General features: G+C 66.3%; 19 protein-coding genes and 1 tRNA gene. 10 read left to right on the top strand and 10 right to left on the bottom strand.

What is annotated here, in order from left to right:
• Window positions 1-19: 19 nt before the first annotated feature.
• From AC13EK_RS02150 to AC13EK_RS02135, 4 genes are all read right to left on the bottom strand, one after another.
• Window positions 20-1,411, bottom strand: coding sequence for a sensor histidine kinase (locus AC13EK_RS02150; RefSeq protein WP_069336617.1), 1,392 nt, complete (start codon window positions 1,409-1,411; stop codon window positions 20-22).
• Window positions 1,408-2,493, bottom strand: coding sequence for a DUF2336 domain-containing protein (locus AC13EK_RS02145; protein ID WP_069336618.1), 1,086 nt, complete (start codon window positions 2,491-2,493; stop codon window positions 1,408-1,410). The genes AC13EK_RS02150 and AC13EK_RS02145 overlap by 4 nt, the downstream gene beginning before the upstream one ends.
• A gap of 77 nt (window positions 2,494-2,570) precedes the next feature.
• Entirely contained in the window at window positions 2,571-3,743 is a 1,173-nt protein-coding gene (locus AC13EK_RS02140) for a hypothetical protein (RefSeq protein ID WP_069336619.1), read from the bottom strand.
• A gap of 89 nt (window positions 3,744-3,832) precedes the next feature.
• Window positions 3,833-4,135 (bottom strand): Hpt domain-containing protein, encoded by a 303-nt coding sequence (locus AC13EK_RS02135; RefSeq protein ID WP_037511783.1) that lies wholly within the window; start codon window positions 4,133-4,135, stop codon window positions 3,833-3,835.
• 81 nt (window positions 4,136-4,216) lie between these two features.
• Between AC13EK_RS02135 and AC13EK_RS02130 the strand changes: the two genes are divergently transcribed.
• Window positions 4,217-6,892, top strand: coding sequence for a coiled-coil domain-containing protein (locus AC13EK_RS02130; protein WP_069336620.1), 2,676 nt, complete (start codon window positions 4,217-4,219; stop codon window positions 6,890-6,892).
• A 38-nt stretch (window positions 6,893-6,930) separates the two neighbouring features.
• On the opposite strand, the gene AC13EK_RS02125 is transcribed toward AC13EK_RS02130, so the two are convergent.
• Window positions 6,931-8,016: an anhydro-N-acetylmuramic acid kinase gene (locus AC13EK_RS02125; RefSeq protein WP_069336621.1), complete on the bottom strand. Its 1,086-nt coding sequence runs from the start codon at window positions 8,014-8,016 to the stop codon at window positions 6,931-6,933.
• Window positions 8,017-8,071: 55 nt separating this feature from the next.
• Here AC13EK_RS02125 and tyrS point away from each other — a divergent pair, with 55 nt between their 5' ends.
• Together tyrS and AC13EK_RS02115 are read left to right on the top strand one after the other, a co-directional pair.
• Entirely contained in the window at window positions 8,072-9,289 is a 1,218-nt protein-coding gene (gene tyrS, locus AC13EK_RS02120) for a tyrosine--tRNA ligase (RefSeq protein WP_069336626.1), read from the top strand.
• Between the two features lie 76 nt (window positions 9,290-9,365).
• Window positions 9,366-9,722: a PilZ domain-containing protein gene (locus AC13EK_RS02115; RefSeq protein ID WP_069336622.1), complete on the top strand. Its 357-nt coding sequence runs from the start codon at window positions 9,366-9,368 to the stop codon at window positions 9,720-9,722.
• Here the strand turns inward: AC13EK_RS02115 and AC13EK_RS02110 are convergent.
• The 3 genes from AC13EK_RS02110 to recG all read right to left on the bottom strand — a co-directional run bounded on the left by AC13EK_RS02110 (window position 9,694) and on the right by recG (window position 13,690).
• Window positions 9,694-10,770 (bottom strand): mechanosensitive ion channel family protein, encoded by a 1,077-nt coding sequence (locus AC13EK_RS02110; RefSeq protein WP_234792176.1) that lies wholly within the window; start codon window positions 10,768-10,770, stop codon window positions 9,694-9,696. The two genes, AC13EK_RS02115 and AC13EK_RS02110, sit on opposite strands and share 29 nt — an antisense overlap.
• Window positions 10,771-10,860: 90 nt before the next feature.
• Window positions 10,861-11,574 carry a CPBP family intramembrane glutamic endopeptidase gene (locus tag AC13EK_RS02105; protein WP_069336624.1) on the bottom strand — a complete coding sequence of 238 codons (714 nt, stop codon included), beginning with the start codon at window positions 11,572-11,574 and terminating at the stop codon, window positions 10,861-10,863.
• A gap of 52 nt (window positions 11,575-11,626) precedes the next feature.
• On the bottom strand, window positions 11,627-13,690 hold the full coding sequence (gene recG / locus AC13EK_RS02100; RefSeq protein WP_010338015.1) for an ATP-dependent DNA helicase RecG: 2,064 nt from the start codon (window positions 13,688-13,690) through the stop codon (window positions 11,627-11,629).
• An 87-nt stretch (window positions 13,691-13,777) separates the two neighbouring features.
• Here recG and AC13EK_RS02095 point away from each other — a divergent pair, with 87 nt between their 5' ends.
• Together AC13EK_RS02095 and mfd are read left to right on the top strand one after the other, a co-directional pair.
• Window positions 13,778-14,044 carry an FAD assembly factor SdhE gene (locus AC13EK_RS02095; protein WP_037511799.1) on the top strand — a complete coding sequence of 89 codons (267 nt, stop codon included), beginning with the start codon at window positions 13,778-13,780 and terminating at the stop codon, window positions 14,042-14,044.
• A 111-nt stretch (window positions 14,045-14,155) separates the two neighbouring features.
• Entirely contained in the window at window positions 14,156-17,620 is a 3,465-nt protein-coding gene (mfd, locus tag AC13EK_RS02090; protein WP_069337266.1) for a transcription-repair coupling factor, read from the top strand.
• 1,035 nt (window positions 17,621-18,655) lie between these two features.
• Here mfd and AC13EK_RS02085 read toward each other — a convergent pair.
• Window positions 18,656-18,985: a DUF2322 family protein gene (locus tag AC13EK_RS02085; protein WP_069337265.1), complete on the bottom strand. Its 330-nt coding sequence runs from the start codon at window positions 18,983-18,985 to the stop codon at window positions 18,656-18,658.
• Between the two features lie 489 nt (window positions 18,986-19,474).
• Between AC13EK_RS02085 and AC13EK_RS02080 the strand changes: the two genes are divergently transcribed.
• On the top strand, window positions 19,475-19,882 hold the full coding sequence (locus AC13EK_RS02080; RefSeq protein WP_069337264.1) for a hypothetical protein: 408 nt from the start codon (window positions 19,475-19,477) through the stop codon (window positions 19,880-19,882).
• Window positions 19,869-20,606: a TorF family putative porin gene (locus AC13EK_RS02075; protein WP_069337263.1), complete on the top strand. Its 738-nt coding sequence runs from the start codon at window positions 19,869-19,871 to the stop codon at window positions 20,604-20,606. Before AC13EK_RS02080 ends, AC13EK_RS02075 begins: the two co-directional genes overlap by 14 nt.
• Here the strand turns inward: AC13EK_RS02075 and AC13EK_RS02070 are convergent.
• Window positions 20,595-22,607, bottom strand: a complete 2,013-nt coding sequence (locus AC13EK_RS02070; RefSeq protein WP_483022002.1) for a putative bifunctional diguanylate cyclase/phosphodiesterase — start codon at window positions 22,605-22,607, stop codon at window positions 20,595-20,597. The two genes, AC13EK_RS02075 and AC13EK_RS02070, sit on opposite strands and share 12 nt — an antisense overlap.
• Window positions 22,608-22,728: 121 nt before the next feature.
• Between AC13EK_RS02070 and moaA the strand changes: the two genes are divergently transcribed.
• The 3 genes from moaA (at window position 22,729) to AC13EK_RS02055 (ending at window position 24,666) form a co-directional block, all read left to right on the top strand.
• Window positions 22,729-23,742, top strand: coding sequence for a GTP 3',8-cyclase MoaA (gene moaA, locus AC13EK_RS02065; RefSeq protein ID WP_069337261.1), 1,014 nt, complete (start codon window positions 22,729-22,731; stop codon window positions 23,740-23,742).
• Complete coding sequence (locus tag AC13EK_RS02060) at window positions 23,739-24,515, top strand: NAD kinase (RefSeq protein WP_004207502.1); 777 nt, start codon at window positions 23,739-23,741, stop codon at window positions 24,513-24,515. The genes moaA and AC13EK_RS02060 overlap by 4 nt, the downstream gene beginning before the upstream one ends.
• Before the next feature lie 76 nt (window positions 24,516-24,591).
• Window positions 24,592-24,666: transfer RNA gene (locus AC13EK_RS02055), tRNA-Asn, on the top strand.
• The last annotated feature ends 18 nt before the right edge of the window (window positions 24,667-24,684 follow it).

Genomic DNA, 24,684 nt, shown 5'->3' with positions numbered 1-24,684 from the left:
AAGCGCGATCGCGCGCCCGTCAGTCGAGCACCGGCAGCGTCAGGATGAAGCGCGCACCCTCGCCCGGCGTGCCGCCGACGCTGATGTCGCCGCCCATCGCCCGCGCCAGCTTGCGCGAGATATAGAGGCCCAGCCCGCTACCGCCCGGATCGTCACGTCCCAGCCGCTCGAACTTGTCGAAAATCTTCTCCCGATCCTCCAGCGCCACGCCCGCACCCTGATCGATCACCAGCACCCGTGCCTGCCGATGCTCGCGCTCGACGACGATGCGCACGTGCGATCCCTCGGGCGAATAGCGCACCGCATTGCCGACCAGATTGACCAGTATCTGCAGCACGCGGCGGAACTCGCCCCTCGCCATCAATATCTGGTCGACATCCGGACAATGGATCTTGATGTGCCGATCCAGCGCCTTGACCGTCAGCAAGCCGCCGGCCCGCCGTCCCAGATCGGCCAGGTCGACATCCTCGATGATCACGCCGAAATCGGGCCGGTCGATCGCCTGCAGATCCGCCAGATCGTCGACCAGCGCCATCAGGTGACGACCGGCGGTCGCGATATCATTGGCATAATCGGCATAATCGGGCCGCAACGGCCCTTCCAGTTGCGCGCCGATCGTGTCCGCATTGGCAATGATCCGTCCCAACGGCTGGCGCAGAGACCGGTCGAGCCGCTTGCCGAACTCGCCGGGATAGAGCGACAATTGCGTCGTATCCGCCCGCGCCAGCGCCGGCGGTCGCTCGATCGGACAGGCCTTGCCGCGATAGCCGACCAAATGGCCGGCCAGGTCGAACAGCGGGAAGCCCGCCAGCCGCACATGCTGTTCGGGATCATGCACCAATGTCGCGACCTGATCGCGGAAGGCGCGGCGCTGGGTGAAGCCGCGCAGGATCGCCATGTCGCCCTCGCCATCGCTCTGCAGCTCGAAATAGCTGGAGAAACGACTGCCCGGCAGGGGCGGCTGCGTCGGCAATGCGCCCTGCCGGTCGGTCCCGGCAATCGCCATCTGGAACTGCAACTGGGTATCGATCTGCCAGGTCCAGCCATCGGCCAGCGCCGCCAGATCGGCCTCGCGCCGGCTATGGTCGCCGGCATTGGCCAGCGGCGGTCGCTCGCTCCAGTCGACCACCGCCAACGACACGATCCGCCCGTCCGGCCCTTCGTCGCTGCGCGCCCGCACCCACATGTCGATGTCGCCCCGCTCCGCCGCCGCGACCACCGGCCGCGACACCGTGACACCCAGCCGCGCCGCCAGCCGCACCACTGCGGCCAGTTGCGGAATGGCGAGCGGCCCCAGCAGATCGCTCCCCGCCTCCCGCTGCAAGGCGAGCAGCGGCGCATCGGCACTCAGAAGCGTGCCGTCCGCCGATGCCGTTGCCCGGACGATGGAGGGGTGGAGCGTCATGTTCATCCGGTGACGCGCCGCAAATGATCCAGCTTCGCGCGGAAGGCGGCCGGCGCGCGCAGGGCGCCCACCACCGCTTCCGCCTTCACGTCGCTCAGCAATTGATATTGGTCGGCCTCGGCCACGATCACCGCGTCCGACAGACCCGGCCGCACCGGCCGCAGCGCCAGCAGCAGATGGCGATAATCCGCCCCGGTTCCGCCCAGCGCCCGGCACAGGGTCGCCACCTGCATCACCGGTCCCATGATCAATATGTCCGTCACCTGCGCGGTGCCGAGGCGCAGCCGTCGCCCGGCCAGCGCCGCAAACAGCAGGAAACGCCGCTGCCCCAGCGCCGCGCCCAGAAGGTCGGGCGCATCGGCCTGCGGCCCCAGCCGGCGCACCAGGTGGTCGGCCGCCGCGATCGGCCCATTGCTTTCGTCATGGCTGGCGAGCAGCGCCCAGCCCGCCCGCTCGAACGCGCCGAGCAATTGATTGTCCGGCTCCAGCGCGGTCCGCTGCACCACCGCCGCAAGACAGGCCGCCGCAGTCCATACCAGTTCGGCGAAATGTTCGGCCGGCAGATCGGGCCGCATCGGCTGATCCTCGCCCCCCATCGCCTGCCACTGCCCCTCGGCCAGCGCCAGCGCGACGATCGCGTCGCCAATTTCGGGATCGTCCGACGACAGGATCGATTCGGCCTCGGGCTGTTCCGGCGGCTCGCCATCGGGGCGCCCGATCTGCCGCAGCAACAGGCTCACCCCCGCGCGCATCTGCATATGCGCCAGCAAGGCCGGCCCCAGCAGCGTCGGCTGCGCACAGATGGTCGGCCAGCACAGCCCATCGGGCCAGCGCCCCAGCGCCGCGGCAATGGCAGGATCGCCCGCCAGGCTCAGCCGCAGTGCGGTTTCGATCGCAGTCAGGCATCCGCCCAGATGACGGCGGGTCTCGGCGATCAGCGCATCATGGCGCGCCCGGTCCTCGACCGGAAAGAAAAAGGCGAGATCAATCGCATGGCCAACGGGCACGGCCGACATGCCGGCCATGACATGTGCCATGGGCCAGCTGTCCGCCATGATGGATCCGGCAAGGGACGTGTGGGCGCTCATGCAAGGCAGCATAACCCCACGTCGTTAAAATGCACTAAACCCTGACAGCAAAATCAACGCTCTCGGTGCGACAAAAATCATCCGCCCCGACGCGACAGGATGATCGCCCCGATCGATCCGATCGCCGCCAGCATGGCAACGTCGAAACCAAATGCCTCCGCCCCCGTCAACAAGGCTGCCAGCAGTACCAGCAACGCGGTGCCCGGCGTGAAGATCATCCAGGCGCGCGCCGCCCCGGTCCGGCGCCAGCGATCGGCAACCGTGATGATACCCAGCAACAACGCCAGATAGTTGGGCACCATCCCGCTGCCCGACAGCATCACGCCGATCAGCGCCAGCCCCGGCGCCAGAAAGGCGATCCAGCCGCTCGGCGGCCGGCGCAGCGCCATTTCATCGAGCCGATCGGCCAGTTCCGCCAGCAGCAGCGCCAGCAGCAACAGGCTGATCCCGGTGCCCGGCCAGCCCAGTTCCAGCGGCATCAGCGCAATGCCGGCCAGCGCGATCGAACCGATCCGCACCTGCATCGCCGGCACCTGGCTGCGCATCAATGCAGGGGCGAGCAGGCGGGCGAGCGGCCCGAACAGATAATGTTCGATCCCGCCGCGGCTGGACGATCCCGACCGCGTCCCGGTCGACATCACCGCCTGCGCGGCCAGGTCCGCCTGTTCCTGCCCGTCGACCAGCGCGACTCGGCCTTCCAGCAAATCATCCTGCGGCACGGTGATTCGCACCGCACCGCCCTGCACCGCCGATCGCACCAGCGTCAGCGCCAGATCCCAGTCACCGATCATGTCCAGCGTGCCGAACAGCAGCGCCGGATTGATCCGCGCCAGCCCGGCCCAGCGCTGGCCCGCGTCAATGCGCTCGAACGGCGCACTGGCGCGACTGTCGTCGGTAACCAGCAGCGCATTGCCCGCCTGCCCCGCCAGCGCATCATAATGGCCCTGCGCCACCACGGCGCCATCGGCCACCAGCAGCACATCGGCGTCGCGCGGCGCATCGCGCACCATCGACACCATGTCGCGGATCAGGGCGACGGCAATGCCGTCCGCGCTCAGCCGGTCGACCGCCTGCGAAATGGCCGGCGTGATGACGCTGACCAGGATCATGATCCGGTCCGCACCGGCCCGGACCGCCTGTCGCGCCTGATATTCGACCAGCGTCTGGCCGGCGAAATGCAGGGTGGCGCGAAGCGCTGCAGGCGAATCACTTGAAGCCCGGCTGGCACTGAGAATGGCCGCGAATGTCATATTGTCTGGAAACCGACCCGTTTTGATTGCGACGATCTTCTTGCAAGCCGAACGACGCAGCGCAAGCAGGCGCTTTCAAATCACCGGTTTCAGCCCTGCTGGAGCAGCGCGATCGTGCTGCGCAAACGCTGCAAGGCGCGCGGATCGCCCGGCGCGGCCTCGACCGCCTCGTCCGCCAGCGCCATCAGGCTGGTCAGGCCGAAACTCGCCGCCAGGCCTTTCAAACGCCAGGCCGCCAATTCCCAATTGGCGTCGCAGCGCGCCCGGCTCATCAGGTCGAGATGGCGCTCCGCGCTTTCAAGGAAAGCCACGCGCAGATCGGCGATCAGCACCGCGTCTTCGCCGACGGCGGCGGCCAATGCCGCATTAAGAGCGCCAGGATCATAGGACATCGGGACGGAAGCTATCGAAATTGCGTTAAGTTTTGGTAACAAGGCATTTGCGCAGACGGAAAAGATGATAGGATCACACCCATGAATGGGGGCAGCACAATCGTCGAATTCTGGCGAGACGAGGGAAACGCGACCGGCAACGCGCCGGCCGCGGATGACATCCTGCTATTGAAGCAGGCCGTACTGGACATTGATGATGCCCCTGACGACGCGCAGGGGGAAGGCGAAAAGCTGGTGCGCAACGCCCGGATCGGCCTCGGCCTGCTGGCCGCGCTCTGGCTCGGCTTCGCGCTCTGGGCAACGATCGTGTCGGATCAGTGGCGTGCCGGCCCGGCCGCCTGGCCCGCACTCGTCGCCACGCTGCTGGTGCCGATCAGCCTGCTCGGCATCGCCTACCTGCTGATCGTGCGCAACAGCCGCGCCGAATCGCGCCGCTATCTCGACACCGCCCATGCGCTGCGGACCGAGGCCGAACTGCTCGAACTGCGCCTCGGCCGGATCGCCGACCGGCTCGAATCCGCGCGCCAGACGATGCAGGACCAGGCCGAACTGCTCGACAGCTATGGCGCCGCCGCCAGCAGCAATATGGAGGCATCGGCCGAACTGATCGCCGGCCGCGCCCAGACCACCGCCGATCGCGCCGAAAGCGCCGAGCGTGCCGGCACCGCTCTGGTCGCGCGGATGGACGCGCTGATCGCCGCCATGCCGCAGCTCGAAGAACGGGCCGTGCGCATGGCCGCGCAGATCATGGACAATGGTCACGCGCTCGCCGAACGGATCGACACGCTCGAAGCGCGCCTCCATGCGCTGGGCGAACTGTCCGACGACACCCGCACCCGCACCCTGTCCGCGACCAAGAGCCTGTCGAGCCAGCTAGGCCAGTTGCAGGAAACGACCCGCAGCGCCACCGACGAGGTGAACGGCCTCGCCGACATCGCCGCCGGGCGGATCGAGACATCGGCGCAGAGCGCACGCGCCGCCATGGTCCTGACCCAACGGGATATCGATGCGCAATCCGCCGCACTGGAGGCGCTGGTCAATCGTGTCGCTGTATCGCTCGGCGAAACCAGCGATGGCGCCGTTCGCGCCCTCACCCAGGATCTCGATCTGGTCGAGGCATCGCTGCGCGGTCGCCTCGAAACCTCGATGGATCAGGTGCGCGACACGATGGAGCGCGCGCAGGAAGGGCTTTCGACCCAGCGCGCCACGCTGGAGGCGCTGGTCGCCCGTGCCCAGGCCAGCATCACCGCCACCAGCCAGAATGCGCTCGCCGCGCTGGGCCAGGATCTTGGCTCGATCGAGGATGATCTGCGCCAGCGGCTCGACGCCACCCTGCTCCAGGCCCGCGAAACGCTGGCCCTCACCGATGCCGGGCTGCGCGATCAGGCCGGCGCGCTCGACAGCCTCATCACCCGGTCGCGTGACAGTATCGCCGCGATCGGCACCGATACCGTCGCCGGCCTTGCCGACGATATTGGCGAGGTCGAAAGCCGCCTGCACCAGATCAACGATCTGGTCGAAGGGCAGCGCAGCCTGATGGCCGGGCTGCACGGCACGCTCAACCAGACGATCGATCAGGCCGAGGCGCGCTTTGCCGCGCTGGAGGATAATGCCCTCGCCCGCAGCCAGAAGCTGACCGACGCGCTGACCCGCCTGACCGAGGAAACCCGCCGGATCGACACGGCGTTGCATGACGGCGGCACCACCGCCGAAAAGCTGATCGGCAACGCCGAAACGCTGATGGTCGCGCTCGACTCCAGCGTCCGCGAACTGGACGAAACCTATCCCGGTGCGCTGGCCCGCTTCGACGCCCGGCTGGAAACCAGCCGCGCCATGCTGGGCGCCGCGACGCCGGAACTGGAACGGCTGGAAGCCATTTCGGAAGCGCTCGTCGGTCGCACGCAGGAAGCCGAAGAGATGCTGCGCGGCCAGGGGCGTCGCCTCTCCGAGTGGCTGGAAAGCACCCAGAGCGGCATCGAATCCAACCGCGAACTGGTGGAGAAGCTGCGCACTGCGCTCGACGCCGCGCATGAGGACACGACCCGCATCACCGAAGGTGCCGGCCCGCTGCTCATCACCGCGCTGCTGCGCGTCAAGGACACAGCCGAACAGGCCGCAGAGCGCGCCCGTCAGGCGCTCGGCCGCGCCATCCCCGACGCGGTGCAGAACCTGGCCGAAGCCAGCGAACAGGCAATGCAGCAGGCGGTCGGCGATCAGGTTTCGGCCCAGATCGAGAAGCTGGCCGATGTCGCGGAAGAGGCCGTGCGCGCCGCGCACAATGCCTCGGACCGGCTGACCCGCCAGTTGATGACGATCGCCGATACCAGCGCTGGGCTGGAACAGCGGATCGAGGAAGCCGGCCGTGCCGCCGAGGAACGCGATCGCGACCATTTCTCGCGTCGCTCCGCGCTGCTGATCGAATCGCTCAACAGCACCGCGATCGACGTCGCCAAGATCCTGTCCAACGATGTGACCGACACCAACTGGTCGGCCTATCTCAAGGGCGATCGCGGCGTCTTCACCCGTCGCGCGGTCAAGCTACTCGACGCCGGCGAGTCCCGTGAAATCGCGCTCCATTATGACAATGACACCGATTTCCGCGAGCATGTGAACCGCTACATCCACGATTTCGAGGCGATGCTGCGGATCATCCTGTCGGCGCGTGACGGCAATGCGCTGGGCGTCGCCATCCTCTCGTCCGACATGGGCAAGCTCTATGTCGCCCTTGCCCAGGCGATCGAGCGCCTGCGTCAATAAGGATCAGGGGCGGCGCCCAGCCGCCCCATCCCCCTTTCTCAGGGCTGGAACAGCACGCCGCCGGTCATCGGCTCAGGCGCGCCGGTGGTGCCGGGAAAGCTGATCGGCAGGCCATTGAGGTGCCGCACCGCCATATAGGCAAAGCCCTGCGCCTCCAGCGCGTCGCCATCCCAGCCCAGTTCGTCCACCGACCGGACATCGGCGCCAGTACGCGCCGCCAGCATCGCCATCAGCGTCGCATTATGACGCCCGCCGCCCGCCACATAGATGCGCGCCGGCCGTTCGGGCAGATGGTCGACGCCGCGCGCCACAGCCTGCGCGGAAAAGGCGGTCAGCGTCGCCGCCCCGTCCGCCAGCGACAATCCCTCGACCGGCGCGATGGTGAAGGCTTCGCGGTCGATGCTCTTGGGCGGTGGCGCCGCGAACCAGGGATCGGCCATCATCGCCGCCAGCCGCGCCTCGTCCACCTGGCCCCGCGCAGCGGTCGCGCCGCCCGCATCATAGGCCGCGTCCCCATGCGCCTGCATCCAGTTGTCGATCAGGCCGCTCGCCATCCCGGTGTCGAAAGCGACCAGGCTGCCGTCCGATCCAATCGCGGTGATGTTAGCCACCCCGCCCAGGTTGAGAATGCCGACCGGCTTTGCCAGCCCGTCGGACAATGCCCGATGATAGACCGGCATCAACGGCGCGCCCTGCCCACCCGCGCGCACATCGGCGCTGCGCAGATCGGCGACCACGGGAATGCCGAACGCGCCGGCCAGCACCGCGCCGTCACCAATCTGCCAGGTCCAGCGCCGCTCAGGCCGGTGGGCAACGGTATGGCCATGAAAGCCGATCACCCCGATATCCTCCGCCACATGGCCGCTGCGGCCCAGCATGTCGGCAATCGCATCGATGTGGAAATTGGTAAGGTCCATCTCCACCGCGCGGATCAGCGGATCCTCGCCCGGCGCGTCCATCGCCATCGCCCGCGCGCAGGCGGCGGCTAGACGCTCGCGAAAATCATCGCTGTAGGGCTGGGCGTGGAAAATGATTGCCTCGGCCTGCCCCTCGCCGTCCGTCTCGATCAGCGCGGCGTCGATCCCGTCGCGCGAGGTGCCGGACATCAGACCGATTGCCAACATGATCGAAAACTCCGCCTCTTTTCCAGTTGCTGCCCCAATGCTACAGGCGCGCGTCATGAGCAACTATCAGTCCGATCTCCTCCGCCTGCTCGAAGCACGCGGCTACATCCACCAGCTGACCGACGCGGAAGGGCTTGATGCCATGGCCGCCAAACAGGTGGTGCCGGGCTATATCGGCTTCGACCCGACCGCGCCGTCGCTCCATGTCGGCCATCTCGTGTCGATCATGATGCTGCGCCAGCTGCAAAAGGCGGGTCACAAGCCGATCGTCCTGATGGGCGGCGGCACCGGCAAGATCGGCGATCCCAGCTTCAAGGATGAAGCGCGCAAGCTGCTGACCGTCGACCTGATCCAGGAAAATGTCGCCAGCATCAAGCGCGTGTTCGAACGCTTCCTGACCTTCGGCGACGGCCCGACCGACGCGATCATGGTCGACAATGCCGACTGGCTCGACAAGCTCGAATATATCCCCTTCCTGCGCGACATCGGCCAGCATTTCTCGGTCAACCGAATGCTGAGCTTCGATAGCGTCAAGCTGCGCCTCGACCGTGAGCAGTCGCTGAGCTTCCTCGAATTCAATTACATGATCCTCCAGGCCTATGACTTCCTGGAACTGTCGCGCCGCAGCGATTGCCGCCTGCAAATGGGCGGATCGGACCAGTGGGGCAATATCGTCAACGGCGTCGAACTGGCCCGCCGCGTCGATGGCACGCAGGTGTTCGGCCTCACTACGCCGCTGCTGACCAATGCCGACGGCACCAAGATGGGCAAGACCGTGGGCGGCGCCGTCTGGCTGAACCAGGATCAGTTGTCCGACTATGATTATTGGCAGTTCTGGCGCAACACCGCCGATGCCGACGTGTTCAACCGGCTGCGCCTGTTCACCGACCTGCCGATGGACGAGGTCAACCGCCTCGCCGCGCTGCAGGGCGCGGAGATCAACGAGGCCAAGAAGATCCTGGCGAACGAGGCGACAGCGCTTTGCCGTGGCGTCGAAGCCGCCGCTCTGGCCGCCGAAACCGCGCGCAAGACTTTCGAGGAAGGCGCGTCGGACGCCAATCTGCCGACCGTTGCGCTGGGCGCCGAGGGGCTGACCGTCATCCAGGCGACCACTGGTCTTGGCTTTGCGACCTCCAACAAGGAAGTCCGCCGCAAGCTGGCCGAGGGCGCGATCAAGGTGAATGGCGAAGTCGTCACCGACCCGGCCGCCACGCTCAAGGCCGGCGACAAGCTCAGCTTCGGCGCCAAGAAGCACGGTCTCGTCACCGCCTGAGGACAAACAGGGTTTCAGCCTAGTTAACGCTACCAGGTAGGAAAGCCTCCACTTTCCGCCCGCTAGGCTGAAACCCATGTCCCCCTCGGTTTTCGCCAATCTCGGCCATGTCATGCGGTCGCGCGACCCGTCCGTCGATCAGCGGCGGGTGGCGCGCGACCTGGTCGACATGGTCAGCCATATCACAGCGGACGGCCGCACCCATGGCGTGCGGATCATCAACATCTCGCCACTCGGCCTGATGTGCCGCACGGAAGAGTTGCTCACGCTGAGCGGCCGGGTGCTGATCTGGCTGCCGGTGCTCAAGGATCGTCGCGCCCTCGTCCGCTGGAGCGAGGAAGGCCGCATCGGGCTCGAATTTGTCGAGCCGATCCCGACCGCGGGCTATGACGCCATGATGGCGCTCATCCCGCCACGCCGGACCGCCTGGTAAAGGCCTCATCCCTCTCCAGCGTCTGACGCCCGCGCACCAGCGCCTCGGGCATCTCCGTCCGCAGGAAGGTCAGCATCGCCTCGCGCACCTCGCAGCGCAGGTCAAAGGCGATCCCGGCATTGCGCGCCGACAGCAACCCGCGCAGTTCCAGCGCATCGGCGCGGTGATCGGTCACCTGCAGGATCGCCACCCGCCCGTCCCAGCGGCCGTTAGCTTTCACCGCCTCGACGAAACGCGCGCGGATCCGCTCGATATCGGCGGTCGGATCGACATAGAGGAAGACGGTGCCCAGCAGGTCCGACGTCTTCGTGGTCCAGTTCTGAAACGGCTTTTCCAGGAAATAGGATACCGGCACCACCATGCGCCTGTCGTCCCAGATGCGCACGATCACATAGGTCAGCCTGATCTCCTCTATCCGCCCCCATTCCCCTTCGATGATGACGACATCGTCCAGCCGGATCGGCTCTGAAAAGGCCATCTGGATGCCCGCGATCAGATTTTTGAGCGCCGGTTGCGCCGCCGCGCCCACGGCCAGCGCGGCGAGGCCCGCCGACGCCATCAGCGACACGCCGATCGTCCGCACGCCCGGAATGGCGATCAACATCATCGCGATCACGAAGAAGCCGACGATGCACTGGCAGATGCGATAGAGGATGCTGATCTTGGTGCGCTGCCGCCGCGCCTTCAGATTATCCTCGACGCTGATATCGGCGCGCGCCTCCAGCATCGCCTTGCCCGCCCGCATTGCGCGAAAGATCAGCCAGCCGACCAGCAGCGCGAATATCATCCGCGCCCCGATCGACCAGATATCCTCGATCCGCGGCCCCATCTCGATCGACTTGAGCCCAGCCCCCAGCGCGAGCAGCACCACCAGCCAGCGCGTCGGCTGGAAGATGGCCGGCAACAACAAAGGCTCGATCCGCGCGCGCTTCACCAGCCGCAGCGCGATCCAGTAAAGCGCCCAATGGACGACGAAGGCGACGACCACCGACAGCGCGATCGAAAGCGCGGCCATCGGTGTGATATGGGTCAGGCTGATGTCGGTCATGCCAAAGGCAACGCGACCGCCCTGCATTTTGTTTCGCAGATGCAGCAGAGATTGTCGCTACGCCCTACAGGATGAAGCCCTGGTCGCTCGCTACTTCCATCGCATGAATATGGCGGTGAAGGTCAGCGTGTCGATGACGCCGTGCAACAGGATCAACGGCCACAGATTGCGCCTGAACAGCAGGAACATCGTCCCGAACGCCAGCCCGATCCCGCCCGTCACGAATGCCCCTCGCCATCCCTGATAATAGAAATGGCCATAGCCAAAGATCAGTGCGGACAGAAGGACAGCCAGCATGGCGCCCACGCGGCCGGCTGGAAACAGCGCCTGCAACCGAGTGATCAGATAGCCGCGAAAAAACATCTCCTCACCAAAGGCCGCCGCGCTCCACACGATACCGATCCACAACAGAAAATGCGGCAGGCTCCCCGCCACCGCGCCCCAGCGATCGGCTACGCCAGCGGATTCCTTCGCCAGGAACGCCAGTCCAATCGCCGGCCCGACGATCGTCACCAGCGCGACAACCAGCGCAAAGGCTAGTAGCGTCAGCCCCGCCTTGGGCAGGACCATCAGCTTGGCCTTCCACCCGGGCAACGGGATCAGCCCCATCGCCGACCAGCGCAGGCCCCGACCGCGCATATACAGCGTCAACAAGGCTAGCGTCAGCAGCAGCGACACGGGGCCAGCGTAGCGCCAGAAGATCAGGCTCATCCCATATTTGGCCAACAGCGCGAAGCCGACAAAGGCCACGATCTCGACCACAATGCCGCGTCGGCTCATCTTTCGGATCGGTTCTGGCGTCATCGCCACGGGGTGTCCTATGCGAGCAATACTGTCAAGGGAACGGCCGCGCCGCTCACCCCCCGCGCAGCAACCCCACCGCCGCATCCTTCTCGAACAGATAGAGGCAGGTGCGCGCCGCCTGCCCGCGTTCGCTGTCCAGCCCGCCGTCGCGGTCGATCAGCAGATGGGCGTCGTCGCGCGCGGCGTCCACCAATGCCGACACATGTTCGGGCGTCGCGATCTTCAGTTCCGCCTCGCCCGACTGGCGCGTGCCCAGCACCTCGCCCGCGCCGCGCAGCTTCAGATCCTCCTCGGCGATGCGGAAACCGTCATTGGTCTCGCGCATCAGCGCCAGCCGCGCCCGCGACGTCTCGCCCAGCGCATTGCCGCGCAGCAACAGGCAGACCGACGGCTTGTCGCCGCGCCCCACGCGGCCGCGCAACTGGTGCAACTGGGCCAGGCCAAAGCGCTCCGCCCCCTCGATCACGATCAGGCTGGAATTGGGCACGTCGACGCCGACCTCGATCACCGTGGTCGCGACCAATATCTGGGTGCGATTGGCGGCGAAGGCCTCCATCGCCGCATCCTTGTCCGGCCCCTTCATCTTGCCATGGACCAGCCCCACCCGGTCGCCGAAGCGCTGGCGCAGCGTCTCGGCGCGCATCTCGGCCGCCGCCTGGTCACTTGTCTCGCTCTCCTCGACCAGCGGGCACACCCAATAGGCCTGCCCGCCACCCTCGACATGGCGGGCCAGCCCCTCGACCACCTCGTCCAGCCGGTTGGCCGACATCACCAGCGTCTGGATCGGCTGGCGGCCCGGCGGCATCTCGTCCAGCCGCGACACGTCCATCTCGCCATAATAGGTCAGGGTCAGCGTGCGCGGGATCGGCGTGGCCGTCATCACCAGCAGATGCGGGGATCGCTCGGCCTTGCTCGCCAGCATCATCCGCTGCGCCACGCCAAACCGATGCTGCTCGTCGATCACGGCCAGCCCCAGCGCCTTATACTGCACCTTCTCCTGGAAAATCGCATGCGTGCCGACCAGGATGTGGATGCTGCCATCGGCCAGCCCCATCAGCGTCGCCTCGCGCACCTTGCCCTTTTCACGGCCCGTCAGGATCGCGATCTCGATCGGCAGACCCGACGCCATCTTGCGCAGCGTCTCATAATGTTGCCGCGCCAATATTTCGGTCGGCGCCAGCATCGCCCCCTGCATCCCGGCCTCGACCGCATTCAGCAGCGCCATCAGCGCCACCAGCGTCTTGCCCGATCCGACATCGCCCTGCAGCAGCCGCAGCATCGGCGTCGCCTGCGCCATGTCGCCCTCGATCTCGCCGATCGCGCGGCGCTGGGCACCGGTCGGGGCGAAAGGCAGCTTCAGCATCGCGCGCAGCCGCCCGTCGCCGCTGATCGGCACGCCGCGCCGCCGCCGCGACGATTGCCGCACCAGCATCAGCGCCAGTTGCCCGGCGAAAATCTCGTCATAGGCCAGCCGCTCGCGCGCCTGCGCGTCGGTCGGGTCGGCGTGGAAGCGCTCCAGCGCCGCGCGCCAGGCCGGCCAGCCCTTGCTCGCCAGCAGGCTCGGCTCGATCCATTCTGGCAGTTCGGGCGCACGCGCCAGCGCCTGCCCCACCAGGTCGCGCATCCGGTTGTTGGTCAGCCCTTCCGACAGGCCATAGACGCTCTCGCGCGCCGGCACCGTGTCGGCTTCCTCGGGCGGCAGCACATAGTCGGGATGGACCATCTGCAGATTGTCGCCATAGGCTTCCAGCTTGCCCGACACGAATTTCGGTTCGTTGAGCGGCAGCAGCTTGCGCGGCCAGGCGCTGTTGCGACCGAAATAGACAAGGGAGACGGCGTTGCCATGGGCGTCCACCGCCTGCACCCGGAACGGCGCGCGCGCATTGCCGCTGGCGCGATAATCGACCGGTGTCAGCATGATGCCGATCACCTTGCCGGCGTCCGCCATGTCCAGTTCGTCGATCAGCTTCCGGTCGACATAATTGACCGGCAGGTGAAAGGCGACATCGACCGCCCGCGCCAGCCCCAGCCGTTCGAGCGGACGGGCCAGCGCCGGGCCAATGCCCTTGAGCGCGGAGATTTCGGCAAAGAGCGGATTGAGAATATCGGGTCGCATGGCTATCTGAGGCTTCTCTAACGCAGCCGGGACGGTCATTCAAATATCCGATCGGCTGTTTCGGCACGTCCGTTAAAGGAACAAATTGTGAACGACAACCCGCTGATGCGTCGCCTGAAATTCCGCGCCTGGCACCGGGGCACGCGCGAGGCGGATTATACGGTCGGCGGATTCTTCGAACGCTATCATGCGAGCTGGAACGAGGAGCAGATCGCCTGGTTCGAGCGTTTCATGGACGAACAGGATGCCGACATCATCGGCTGGGCGCTCGGCACCATCCCCGTGCCGGACGAATGGAAGGGCCCGATGATGGACCAGTTCCTCAAGCTCGATTTCGTCAAGATCGAGAACTGACAAGTTCCCCCTCCCGCAAGCGGGAGGGGGTTAGGGGTGGGCCTGCGCCACCTCTGTTGCATTTGCCCACCCCTAGCCCCTCCCGCTTGCGGGAGGGGAACAGAGACGACAATGACCGATCTCCAGAAAATCCTGAAGGCGAAGGCGCCGCTCACTCTGTCCGGCGTGCCGGCCGGCTTCCAGCCCTGGCTGCTGGCGGACATCGCCCGCGCGGCAACCACCCGCGCCGTCTTCGTCGCCTCCGACGAACAGTTGATGCGCGCGGTCGCCGACACCGCCCATTATTTCGCGCCAGAGATCGAGCTCATCGAAATCCCCGCCTGGGACTGTCTGCCCTATGACCGGGCCAGCCCCTCGCTGCGCACCGCGTCGGCGCGCCTCGCCGGCCTCCATGCGCTGCAGGCAAAACCAAAGGGACCGCAGCTGGTCCTCACCACCCTCAACGCCCTGACCCAGCGCACCCTCACCCCGTTCCGCGTCCGCCAGCTGGTCGCCCGCCTCGCCCCCAAGGAGCGGATCGCGATCACGCGCCTCGCCGACATGCTGCAATCCAACGGCTATGTCCGCACCGACACGGTGCATGATCGCGGCGAGTTCGCCATTCGCGGCGGCATCGTCGACCTGTTCCCCGGCGGCGAGGACCAGCCGCTGCGGCTCGACTTCTTCGGCGACGAGATCGAGACGGTCCGCCGCTTCGACCCGACCGACCAGCGCACCACCGGCAGCGTCGACGGCTTCACCTTGCTCCCGGCGTCCGAGGCGCTGCTGGACGAAGACACGATCAAGCGCTTCCGTGGCCGCTATCGCGAGACCTTCGGCGCGACCGCGACCGGCGACCCGCTCTATCAGGCGGTGAGCGAGGGCCGGCGCCTCGCCGGCATGGAACATTGGCTGCCTTTGTTCGAGGAAAAGCTGGTTCCGCTGACCGAGCATCTGGGCGAAAACGCGATCATCGTCCGCGACCATGGCGTGGTCGGCGCAGCCGACGCCCGGTTCGAGGCGATCCGCGACTATCATGCCAACCGCATCGCCGCAAAATCGGCCGATCCCGGCGCCTATCGCCCGCTCGCGCCGCACGCCCTCTATCTCGACGCCATCGAGTGGGACGCCGCCGCCGCCAGCTGGCCGATGCATGCCACCACCCCCTTCCACGAGCCCGAAAGCGCCACCGTCCTCGACTTCGCCGTCGACGGCCCGCGCGATTTCGCGCCCGAACGCGCGCAGAACGTCAATGTCTATGAGGCGGTCGGAAAGCATATCGACGCCCTGCGCCGCACGAAGAAGAAGGTGGTGATCGCCAGCTATTCGGCCGGCGCGCGCGAGCGTCTGTCGGGCCTGCTCGCCGATCATGGCGTCGCCCGCCTCGCTGCCGCCGACAGCTGGCAGGAAGCACTCGGCACCGCGGCCGGCGGCAGCGCCGTCCTCACCGTGCTCGGCCTCGACCATGGCTTCACCGCGCCCGACGTCGCCGTCCTCACCGAACAGGATATGCTGGGCGATCGCCTGGTCCGTCGCGCCAAGCGCAAGAAGAGCGCCGACGCCTTCCTCGCCGAACTCGCCACCCTCTCGCCCGGCGACCTCGTCGTCCATATGGACCATGGCATCGGCCGCTATGAGGGGCTGACGCAGATCCCGGTCAGCAAGACCGCGCATGACTGCGTCGCCCTCTCCTATGCCGGCGGCGACAAGCTCTATGTGCCGGTCGAAAATCTCGAAGTCCTCTCGCGCTACGGCTCCGACAGCGAGGGCGTGAGCCTCGACAAGCTGGGCGGCGAAGCCTGGCAGCGGCGCAAGGCGCGGATGAAGGAGCGGATCCGCGAGATTGCGGGCGAACTGCTCAAGACCGCCGCCGAACGCGCCCTGCGTCCGGCCGAGATCGCCGAGCCCGACGCCGCCGGCTATCCCGCCTTCGTCGACCGCTTCCCCTATCAGGAAACCGACGATCAGGACCGCGCGATCGGCGATGTCATCGAGGATCTCGGCGCCGGCCGCCCGATGGACCGGCTCGTCTGCGGCGATGTCGGCTTCGGCAAGACCGAGGTCGCCCTGCGCGCCGCCTTCGTCGCTGCCATGGCCGGGATGCAGGTGGTGGTGATCTGCCCCACCACCCTGCTCGCGCGCCAGCATCACATGAATTTCGTCGAGCGCTTCCGCGGCTTCCCGCTGGAAATCGCCCGCCTCTCCCGCCTCGTCCCCGACAAGGAGGCAAAGGCCACCAAGGCGGGCCTGGCCGACGGCACGATCGACATTGTCGTGGGCACCCACGCCCTGCTGGCCAAGGGGCTGGAGTTCAAGCGCCTCGGCCTCGTCATCGTCGACGAGGAACAGCGTTTCGGCGTCACCCACAAGGAACGCTTGAAGTCCCTGAAGACCGACGTCCATGTCCTGACCCTCACCGCCACGCCCATCCCGCGCACGCTCCAGATGGCGATGTCGGGCCTGCGCGAACTGTCGGTCATCCAGACCCCGCCGGTCGATCGCCTGGCGGTGCGCACCTACATCATGCCCTGGGACGGCGTCGTCATCCGCGAGGCGCTGCTGCGCGAACATTATCGTGGCGGCCAGAGCTTCTTCGTCGTGCCGCGCATCTCCGACCTGACCGAGGTCGAGGAGTATCTGCGCACCGAAGTGCCCGAGGTGAAGCCGATCGTCGCCCATGGCCAGATGAGCGCCACCGATGTCGAGGAGCGCATGTCCGCCTTCTACGACAAGCGCTATGATGTCCTGCTCTCCACCACCATCGTCGAATCCGGCCTCGACATCCCCAGCGCCAACACCCTCATCATCCACCGCGCCGACCGCTTCGGCCTCGCCCAGCTCTACCAGCTGCGCGGTCGCGTCGGCCGGTCGAAGACGCGCGCCTATGCCTATTTCACCACGCCCGCCAACCGCATCATCACCGAGACCGCGGAAAAGCGGCTCAAGGTTCTGTCCGATCTCGACACGCTGGGCGCCGGCTTCCAGCTCGCCAGCCATGATCTCGACATTCGCGGCGCCGGCAACCTCGTCGGCGACGAACAGTCGGGCCATATCAAGGAAGTCGGCTTCGAGCTGTACCAGTCGATGCTGGAGGACGCGATCATGGACGCCAAGGCCGGCGGCGCCGGCCTCGAAGCGCGCCGCGACAGCTTCTCGCCCCAGATCAGCGTCGACGCGCCGATCATGATCCCAGAAGAATTCGTGCCGGATCTCGACCTGCGCATGGGTCTCTATCGCCGCATCAACGAACTGGAGGACCGCCAGGGTCTGGAGGCCTTCGCCGCCGAACTGATCGACCGCTTCGGCAAGCTGCCTGCCCCGACCCAGAACCTGCTCAAGATCATCGAGATCAAGCAGAATTGCCTCAAGGCCAATATTGCCAAGATCGATGTCGGGCCAAAGGGTGCGCTGGTCAGCTTCTTCGAGGATCGCTTCCCCAACCCCGCAGGCCTGGTCGCCTATGTCCAGCGCCTCGACGGCGTCGCCCGCCTGCGCCCGGACAGCAAGGTGGTTGTCACCCGCGCCTGGCCCGATCCCGCCGCCCGCCTCAACGGCGCGCTGCAATTGTCGAAAGGGCTGGCCAAGGCGGCAGGGTAAGCCGCATCCTGCCCCCACCCTGCGGGGAGAAAACGACCAGCAGCGGCTGTAAATTCCTCCCCTGCGAGGGGGACCACGAAGTGGTGGAGGGGTGTCGCCCTATCGAGAGGGAGATACCCCTCCGTCTGGCCTTGGGCCAGTTCAAGGGAAACACGGGTCTCCCTTGAACTCCCCTTGCAAGGGAGGATGGCCTGAAAACGATCAAAAACAGACATGTTCCCCCTCCCGTAAACGGGAGGGGGTTAGGGGGTGGGTTGGACGTTGCGAGAGCCCACCCCGCTGCGACTAATGCGCTTCGCGCCTAAGTCTCGCGCCCCTCCCGTAAACGGGAGGGGAATGGCAGGAAACCGCCCCTGATAGACACTCATCGCGCCGATCGGCGCCAGGCACACCCGATAGCGGTCGGTCCGCTCCTGGGTGGAAAAGCTGCCCAGCAAGAAGCGACCATTTTTTGCCGGAAATCGGTGCTGGTCGTTTCGTTAGACGCAGACAATAATCACCGTTCCGTGAAAATGCGAACCGCCGCCCAGCCAATGAGCGTTAGGGACGCACTGACCGCAGCGATTATAGCAAGCACTATTAGGCCTTCGTCGCCGTCTTGAAGGCCCATTGTCACTGCTATCGGATGGATCACCGCACGGGCAACCACGGGGCCAAATCGTGAGCATAGTCCCAGCAACAGCATGACTGTCGACAACGCAAAAATGATAGTAGCAAAGATTGTTGCTCGTCTAACTGCGGCTCGGCCCTGATTGAATGTAGGAAGCACGCTAAATCCTTATCCGGCAGTGGCGGCTTCTTTACATTTTGCTGCATTGGCGGACTGTCCGCAATCCACCCCTCCCGGCCATTGCCAATTACCCTCTCCCGTTCACGGGAGAGGGAGGGCCCCGCGCCGCAGGCGTGGGAGGGTGAGGGTCTTTCGGATCAGTCTGTCCTCATCCGATTTCACCCGCCCGACTTGGCAGGCCCTGCGCCATGCCCCGACAGCGGCAAAAGAAATGGCGCATCAAGGAAATGATTTACCCGCCTTGTTCAGCCCGCGACCACCCCGATCGCCAGCGCGTCGCCACCTTCCACGATCGCGATCAGCCGATCGACATTGGGGTGCGCGCCCGGCCGGTTGCGAGCGTCCGCCGTATGTTCGGCAAACACCGCCAGCCCATGTTCGGCAGCGGCCGCGTCGAGCGTGCCAAACACCTTCTGCAGATAATGATAGACCGCCAGCGAGCCCTGCTTGCCCGGCTGGTTCTCGATGCTGGCGACCACCTTGCCGCTCGCGTCTTTCAGGTCGATGCGGGCAATGCCGTCAATCGGCGGCAGCAGCTGGAGATTGTCTTTGAACGTCACACCCGGTTGAATCATCAATGGTTTCCCGCCTCGAATTTGGAATGAGCGCGCCTAGCAGCTTCCCTCCCGCCCGGCCAGCCAGGCCATCGACCACATCTTTCCTATTTGGATTTTCCCTGCTCTATCCTGTCGGATGAAACAGCACACGCCCATCGCCTTGCCCGCATTACCGACCCGGTCCCGCCACCCCCGCAACACACCAGATCATCGCCCATGATCGTCGCTTTGCTGTCGCCTCATTGTCGCTTCACTGTCGCGTCACAGCTGCGTTACAGGCGCGCCACTGTCGCTTCGTCGGCGCGTGGCTGTCGCCTTCTCGGGAAAAAACGCCCAAATGCGCACGGCATCGACACTATGTACTTTCAACTGTCGCGTCGGCTGCCTCCCCATCCGACCCTCATGTCGCCATTCATCATCAACCGGAAAAGAAGCAGCAACAGTAGAAACCTACATGCCTTCGTGACGACCGGGCAACAAAGCGCGGCGTCACAGCAGGAGAATGAAATGAGTTTGATCCTTATGGCGCTTGCCGCCGCCGCGACCCACAATGTGTCGGTCGAGCATCATGGCAACCAGGTCGGCGCCACCTACACCGCCCGTGCCGACATCCGCACAAAGACCATCGGCGCCAGGACGCCCAACCGCATGGACAATCAGCGCTGCCAGTGGACCGCGACGATCGTCGTCGACCGCAAGCTGGACCATGGCCCGGCGCTCGCCCGCACCGTGTCGAGCGACAAGCGCTTTTCGGGTAGCGAGGCTGGCGCCTGCACCACCGGCCGTCAGTCGGGCGAACGCAACATGGCCCAGTATCAGGACAAGATCGAAGCCCACCTGATCGCCGTGGCAGAAGCCGATCGCGCGCCGCTGCTGGCCGAACTGGACTCGGTGCGCAATCTTGCATCGAACTGATCGGACCATCGGCCTGGCATGGCTGGGCGGGCTTGGCCTCGCCCTCCATGCCGTACCGGCCGCCGCCCAATATGCCAGCGGCCCCAGCGCCACGGTCGAGGTCGCCAGCGACGAGCGCCGCCGCGGTCTGAGCTGGAGCGATGGCGATCCGGTGCTGCGCGGCAGCCTGTCCGTGCCGGTCGCGCAGGGCCTGTCGCTCGATGGCGCCGCGACCAGCCTCTGGAGCAGCGATCGCCATGGCGGCGCCAACGCCGTGATCGATCTTGGCCCTTCCTATGTCCATCAACTGGGCGGGTGGCGGCTGTCGCTCGACGCGCGCTACCATCTCTTTCCCGGCGCCGATCATCAGGGCTATGGCGAATTGGGCGCCGGCGCCGGCTTCCTGATCGGTCCCGCCAGCATCGACATCGGCGCCCAATTTGCGCCGCGCCAGTCGGCGATCGGCGGCGACAATCTCTATCTGTCCTCCGCCGCCTCCTTCGCCATTCCGGGCACGCCGCTCACCGCCTCGGCACGGGTCGGCCATAGTTCCGGGTCGGATCGCGATCCGATCGCATCGCAACGGCTGCGGCCGGGCGGCGATTATTGGGATTATGGCGCTGCCATCGTCTGGTATCGCGGCCGCTGGTCGGCGGAGTTGCGCTACAGCGACACCGACATCGCCGACCGCGACGCGCGCCACGCCGGCTCGGCCCTCATCGGGAAGGTCGGCCTAACCCTGTAGCACCAGGGATATGAGTTCGGGCGTGGAGACGCCGGCCGAGCGCAGGAAGCCCTGATAATAATCACAGCCTTCCCGTGCCAGCAGGTCGAGCTGCTGCTCCGTCTCCACCCCTTCGGCGATGACGTTGAGGCCCAGCGACTTCGCCATATGGATCACCCCGCGCACGATGATCCGGTCGCGCGCCGACCCGGCGATATCCTGGGCTAGGCTGGAGTCGATCTTCAGATAGTCGAGCGGCAGGCCCTTCAAATAGGCCAGGCTCGAATAGCCGGTGCCGAAATCGTCGATCGCCACCGCCAGCCCTTCGGACCGCAATGCCGTCAGCAGCGCCGCCGCCGCGTCGACATCATGGATCAGCCCGCTTTCGGTAATCTCCACCGTCAGCCGCGACCGGGGAAAACCACTGCGATCCACCTGGCCCAGGAAATCAGCCATGAACCCCGGCTGCGAAATATCCGCCGCGGTGACGTTGATCGACAGGCGCAGATTGGACAGCGCGCTCGGCCAGGCCGCCGCCTGCCGCAATGCCTCGGCCTGAATATGCGCCGACAGCGGCAGCATATAGTCGGACCGTTCCGCCGTGCCGAACAATATGCCGGCCCCCAGCGGACCATAGATCGGGTGGTTCCACCGCGCCAACGCCTCGACCCCGCTGATGCGATGGTCATAGACCGGATATTGCGGCTGGAACACGATGCCGATCTCGCCCCGGTGCAGCGCCAGCCGCAGGTCGGTTTCCAGTTGGTCGGCGTCGAGCTGGCGGCTGCGCTTCTCGGCGGAAAAGATGCGAATGCCTTCACCCCCGCCCTGTCGCGCATCGGCCAGTGCAGCCCCGGCCCGCCGCAGCAACTGGGTCGCATCATCCTCCGCCCGCGCCTGCGCGATACCGCATCGCGCAATCAAACGGATCAGATGGTCGCCCGCACTGAACGGCCGGCTGATCGCCTCGATCAGCTGCCGCGCCAGATAGGTCGCCCGCTCCGCCGCCGCCGGCTCGCCGGTCAGGCCGACCAGAAACTCCGTCCCGGCGATCCGCGCGACCATCGCATGGCCCGCCACGCTGTCGACAATCTGTTCGATCCGTCGCGCAATGCGCCCCAGCAGCGCGTCGCCCACCACCTGGCCATAGGCCGCATTCATGCGATCGAACTGGCTGATCGACAACAGCACCACCGTCGTCGGCAGCCCCGACCGGCGATCCAGCCAGTCCAGCGCCGCCTGGCGCGAACGCAGCCCGGTCAGATTGTCGCGGCTCGCCACATCCTGGTCCTGCGCGTCGGACAGCCACTCCACATCGGCCGCCACCGTGCCGTCGACGAAGCGCAGATGATGCACCAGCCGATTGCCCGGCCGCCCCGGCACCGCATGGGCGAATGCCGCCGGACGCCCCGACTGCATCATCCCCTCCAGCGCGTTCAGCACCGCCTTGCGTTCATTGCGCGCCAGCCGGTGGATCAAGGTCGATGGCGTCGGCTGCCACGCCTCTATGCCCAGATTCCGGGCCAGACTCTCGCTCAGCCGCAGTCCTGCGCCGTCGCGGTCCATCTCCCAATAGAGCGCGTCGCCCCGGCGGATGCGCTGCGCCCGCTGGCTCTGCATCGCGCCACCGCCCAGCCGCTCGACCAGTCGCTGCGCCGATGCCAGCGTCGCCTGCAACAGGGGTTGCGTCACCGGCGCCACCAGAAAATGGGTCGCGCCGGCATCGAACAATTGCGGCAGCGACGCGACCGCCGCCGCATCGACCAGCACCACCAGCGCGCAGCCACCCGCATCCACCGCCGGCACCAAAGGCGCGATCAGCTTGGCCGCCGTCCCACCGCGCATGTCGACCAGCGCGATCTGGGCATCGCTGCGCAGAAAACGTTGCGGCGCATCCGTGGCACGCCGCGCGCCGATCGCACGCCAGCCCACCTCCTGCGCGGCACGGCACAGGGGGTCGCGGTCGCCGGGCGACAGGATGAAGATGCTGCGCTGCCCGTCCGGGGCGGCCTGCCCGCTCACTCTTTTATCGACTCCCTGACAAGGCGCATGCCGCTCTTGTAACAGCAACCGGTTACCGACCTCTTCACCGCCCCGCAACCGGCCAGCTTGCGCCCGCCATGCCCATGGCCTAGCTAGGGACATGGCCATGGTCGATCCTGCCGCAACTTCCATGACCGACGGCCTTGGCCGCCGGATCGATTATCTGCGGATTTCCGTTACGGATCGATGCGACCTGCGCTGCCGCTACTGCATGGCGGAGCGAATGCAGTTCCTGCCGAAAAATCAGGTTCTGACGCTGGAGGAAATCGCGCTGCTCGCCGATCTCTTCATTGCGCGCGGCGTGCGCCGCATCCGTCTGACTGGCGGCGAACCGCTGGTGGGCCGCGACATCATCGACCTGATCCGTCGAATCGGTCGCCATCTGGATGCCGGCCTTCAGGAACTGACGCTGACCACCAACGGCACGCGCCTGGCCGATCATGCAGAGGTGCTGCACGACGCCGGCGTCCGCCGCATCAATGTCAGCCTCGACAGCCTGCAGGCCGATCGCTTCGCCCATATCACCCGTGGCGGCGACCTGACGGCCGTGCTGCGCGGACTGGATGCCGCGCGCGCGGCGGGCCTTGCGGTCAAGATCAACATGGTCGCGCTCAAGGATATCAATGCCGACGAGATCCTGCCGATGCTGCGCTGGTGCGACAGCCAGGGCTTCGACCTGACCCTGATCGAGACCATGCCGCTGGGCGAAACCGGCGAGGATCGCACCGACCATTATCTGCCGCTGTCGTATGTCGCGCAGGCGATCGACGCCCATCATGCCCTCACCCCGATCGCGGCGCGCACGGGTGGTCCGGCGCGCTATCATGATGTCGAGGGGCTGGGCATCCGCCTTGGCCTCATCACCCCGCTCACCCGCAATTTCTGCGCCGACTGCAATCGCATGCGCATGACCTGCGAGGGCAAGATCTACATGTGCCTGGGCCATGACGACCATGTCGATTTCAAGGCCGCGCTGCGCAGCGGCGGTCTCGCCGCGGTCGAGCCGCTGGTCGATCGCGCACTGCGGCGCAAGCCTGCCGCCCATGATTTCCGGATCGGCGCCGGCGCTCCGACTGCGGCGGTCCAGCGACATATGAGCGTCACCGGCGGATGAACAGCGAACCCCGGCGCGCCCTCGTCGCGTCCCCGACCCAGGCTGCACGGGCAGCGGAAGAGCGGTTGCGCGCCGCCTATGATTTCGTGCCGCTGGAACAGGCGGACACGGTCATTGCGCTGGGCGGCGACGGCTTCATGCTGCAGACGCTGCACGCCATGCTGGAATCCCGCCGCATATTGCCGGTCTTCGGCATGAACCTCGGCACGGTCGGCTTCCTGATGAACGAATGGCGTCTGGAACGGCTGGAACAGCGGCTGGAGAAGGCCAAGAGCTTCAAGGTCAACCCGTTGCGCATGGTGGTCGACACGGTTGATGGTGAGCGTTTCTCCATTCCGGCGATCAACGAAGTCTCGCTGCTCCGCGAAACCCGCCAGACCGCCAAGCTGGAAGTGCAGGTCAATGATCGCCCCGTCCTGCCGGAGTTGGTATGTGACGGGGTGCTGGTGGCCACCCCCGCCGGGTCCACCGCCTATAATCTGTCCGCCCATGGCCCGATCCTGCCGCTGGGCTCCGCCCTGGTTGCCCTGACCCCGATCAGCCCGTTCCGGCCGCGCCGCTGGCGTGGCGCCATCCTGCCGGAAAATACCGCGATTCGCTTTACCGTGCTCGATCCGGTCAAGCGCCCGGTCAGTGCCGTCGCCGACCAGCGCGAAGTTCGCGACGTCGCCCAGGTGGAGGTCAAGATCGACCGCGCCACGCCGCTGACTTTGTTGTTCGACCCCGAACATACACTGGACGACCGGATCGCGGCCGAACAATTCATCGCGTAATTTTCTGCAATTTCACGCTTGCCATTTAGGACAAGCCGCTGCATATGCGCGGCCTGCCCGGCGCAAGCGGGGCTGCTCCCCGATAGCTCAGCGGTAGAGCATTCGACTGTTAATCGAATGGCCGTAGGTTCGAATCCTACTCGGGGAGCCACTATTTCAGCCCTTGGCA

The sequence above is a fragment of the Sphingobium sp. L-44 genome (assembly GCF_056859495.1).
This window is presented reverse-complemented; position numbering and strand designations above follow the sequence as displayed.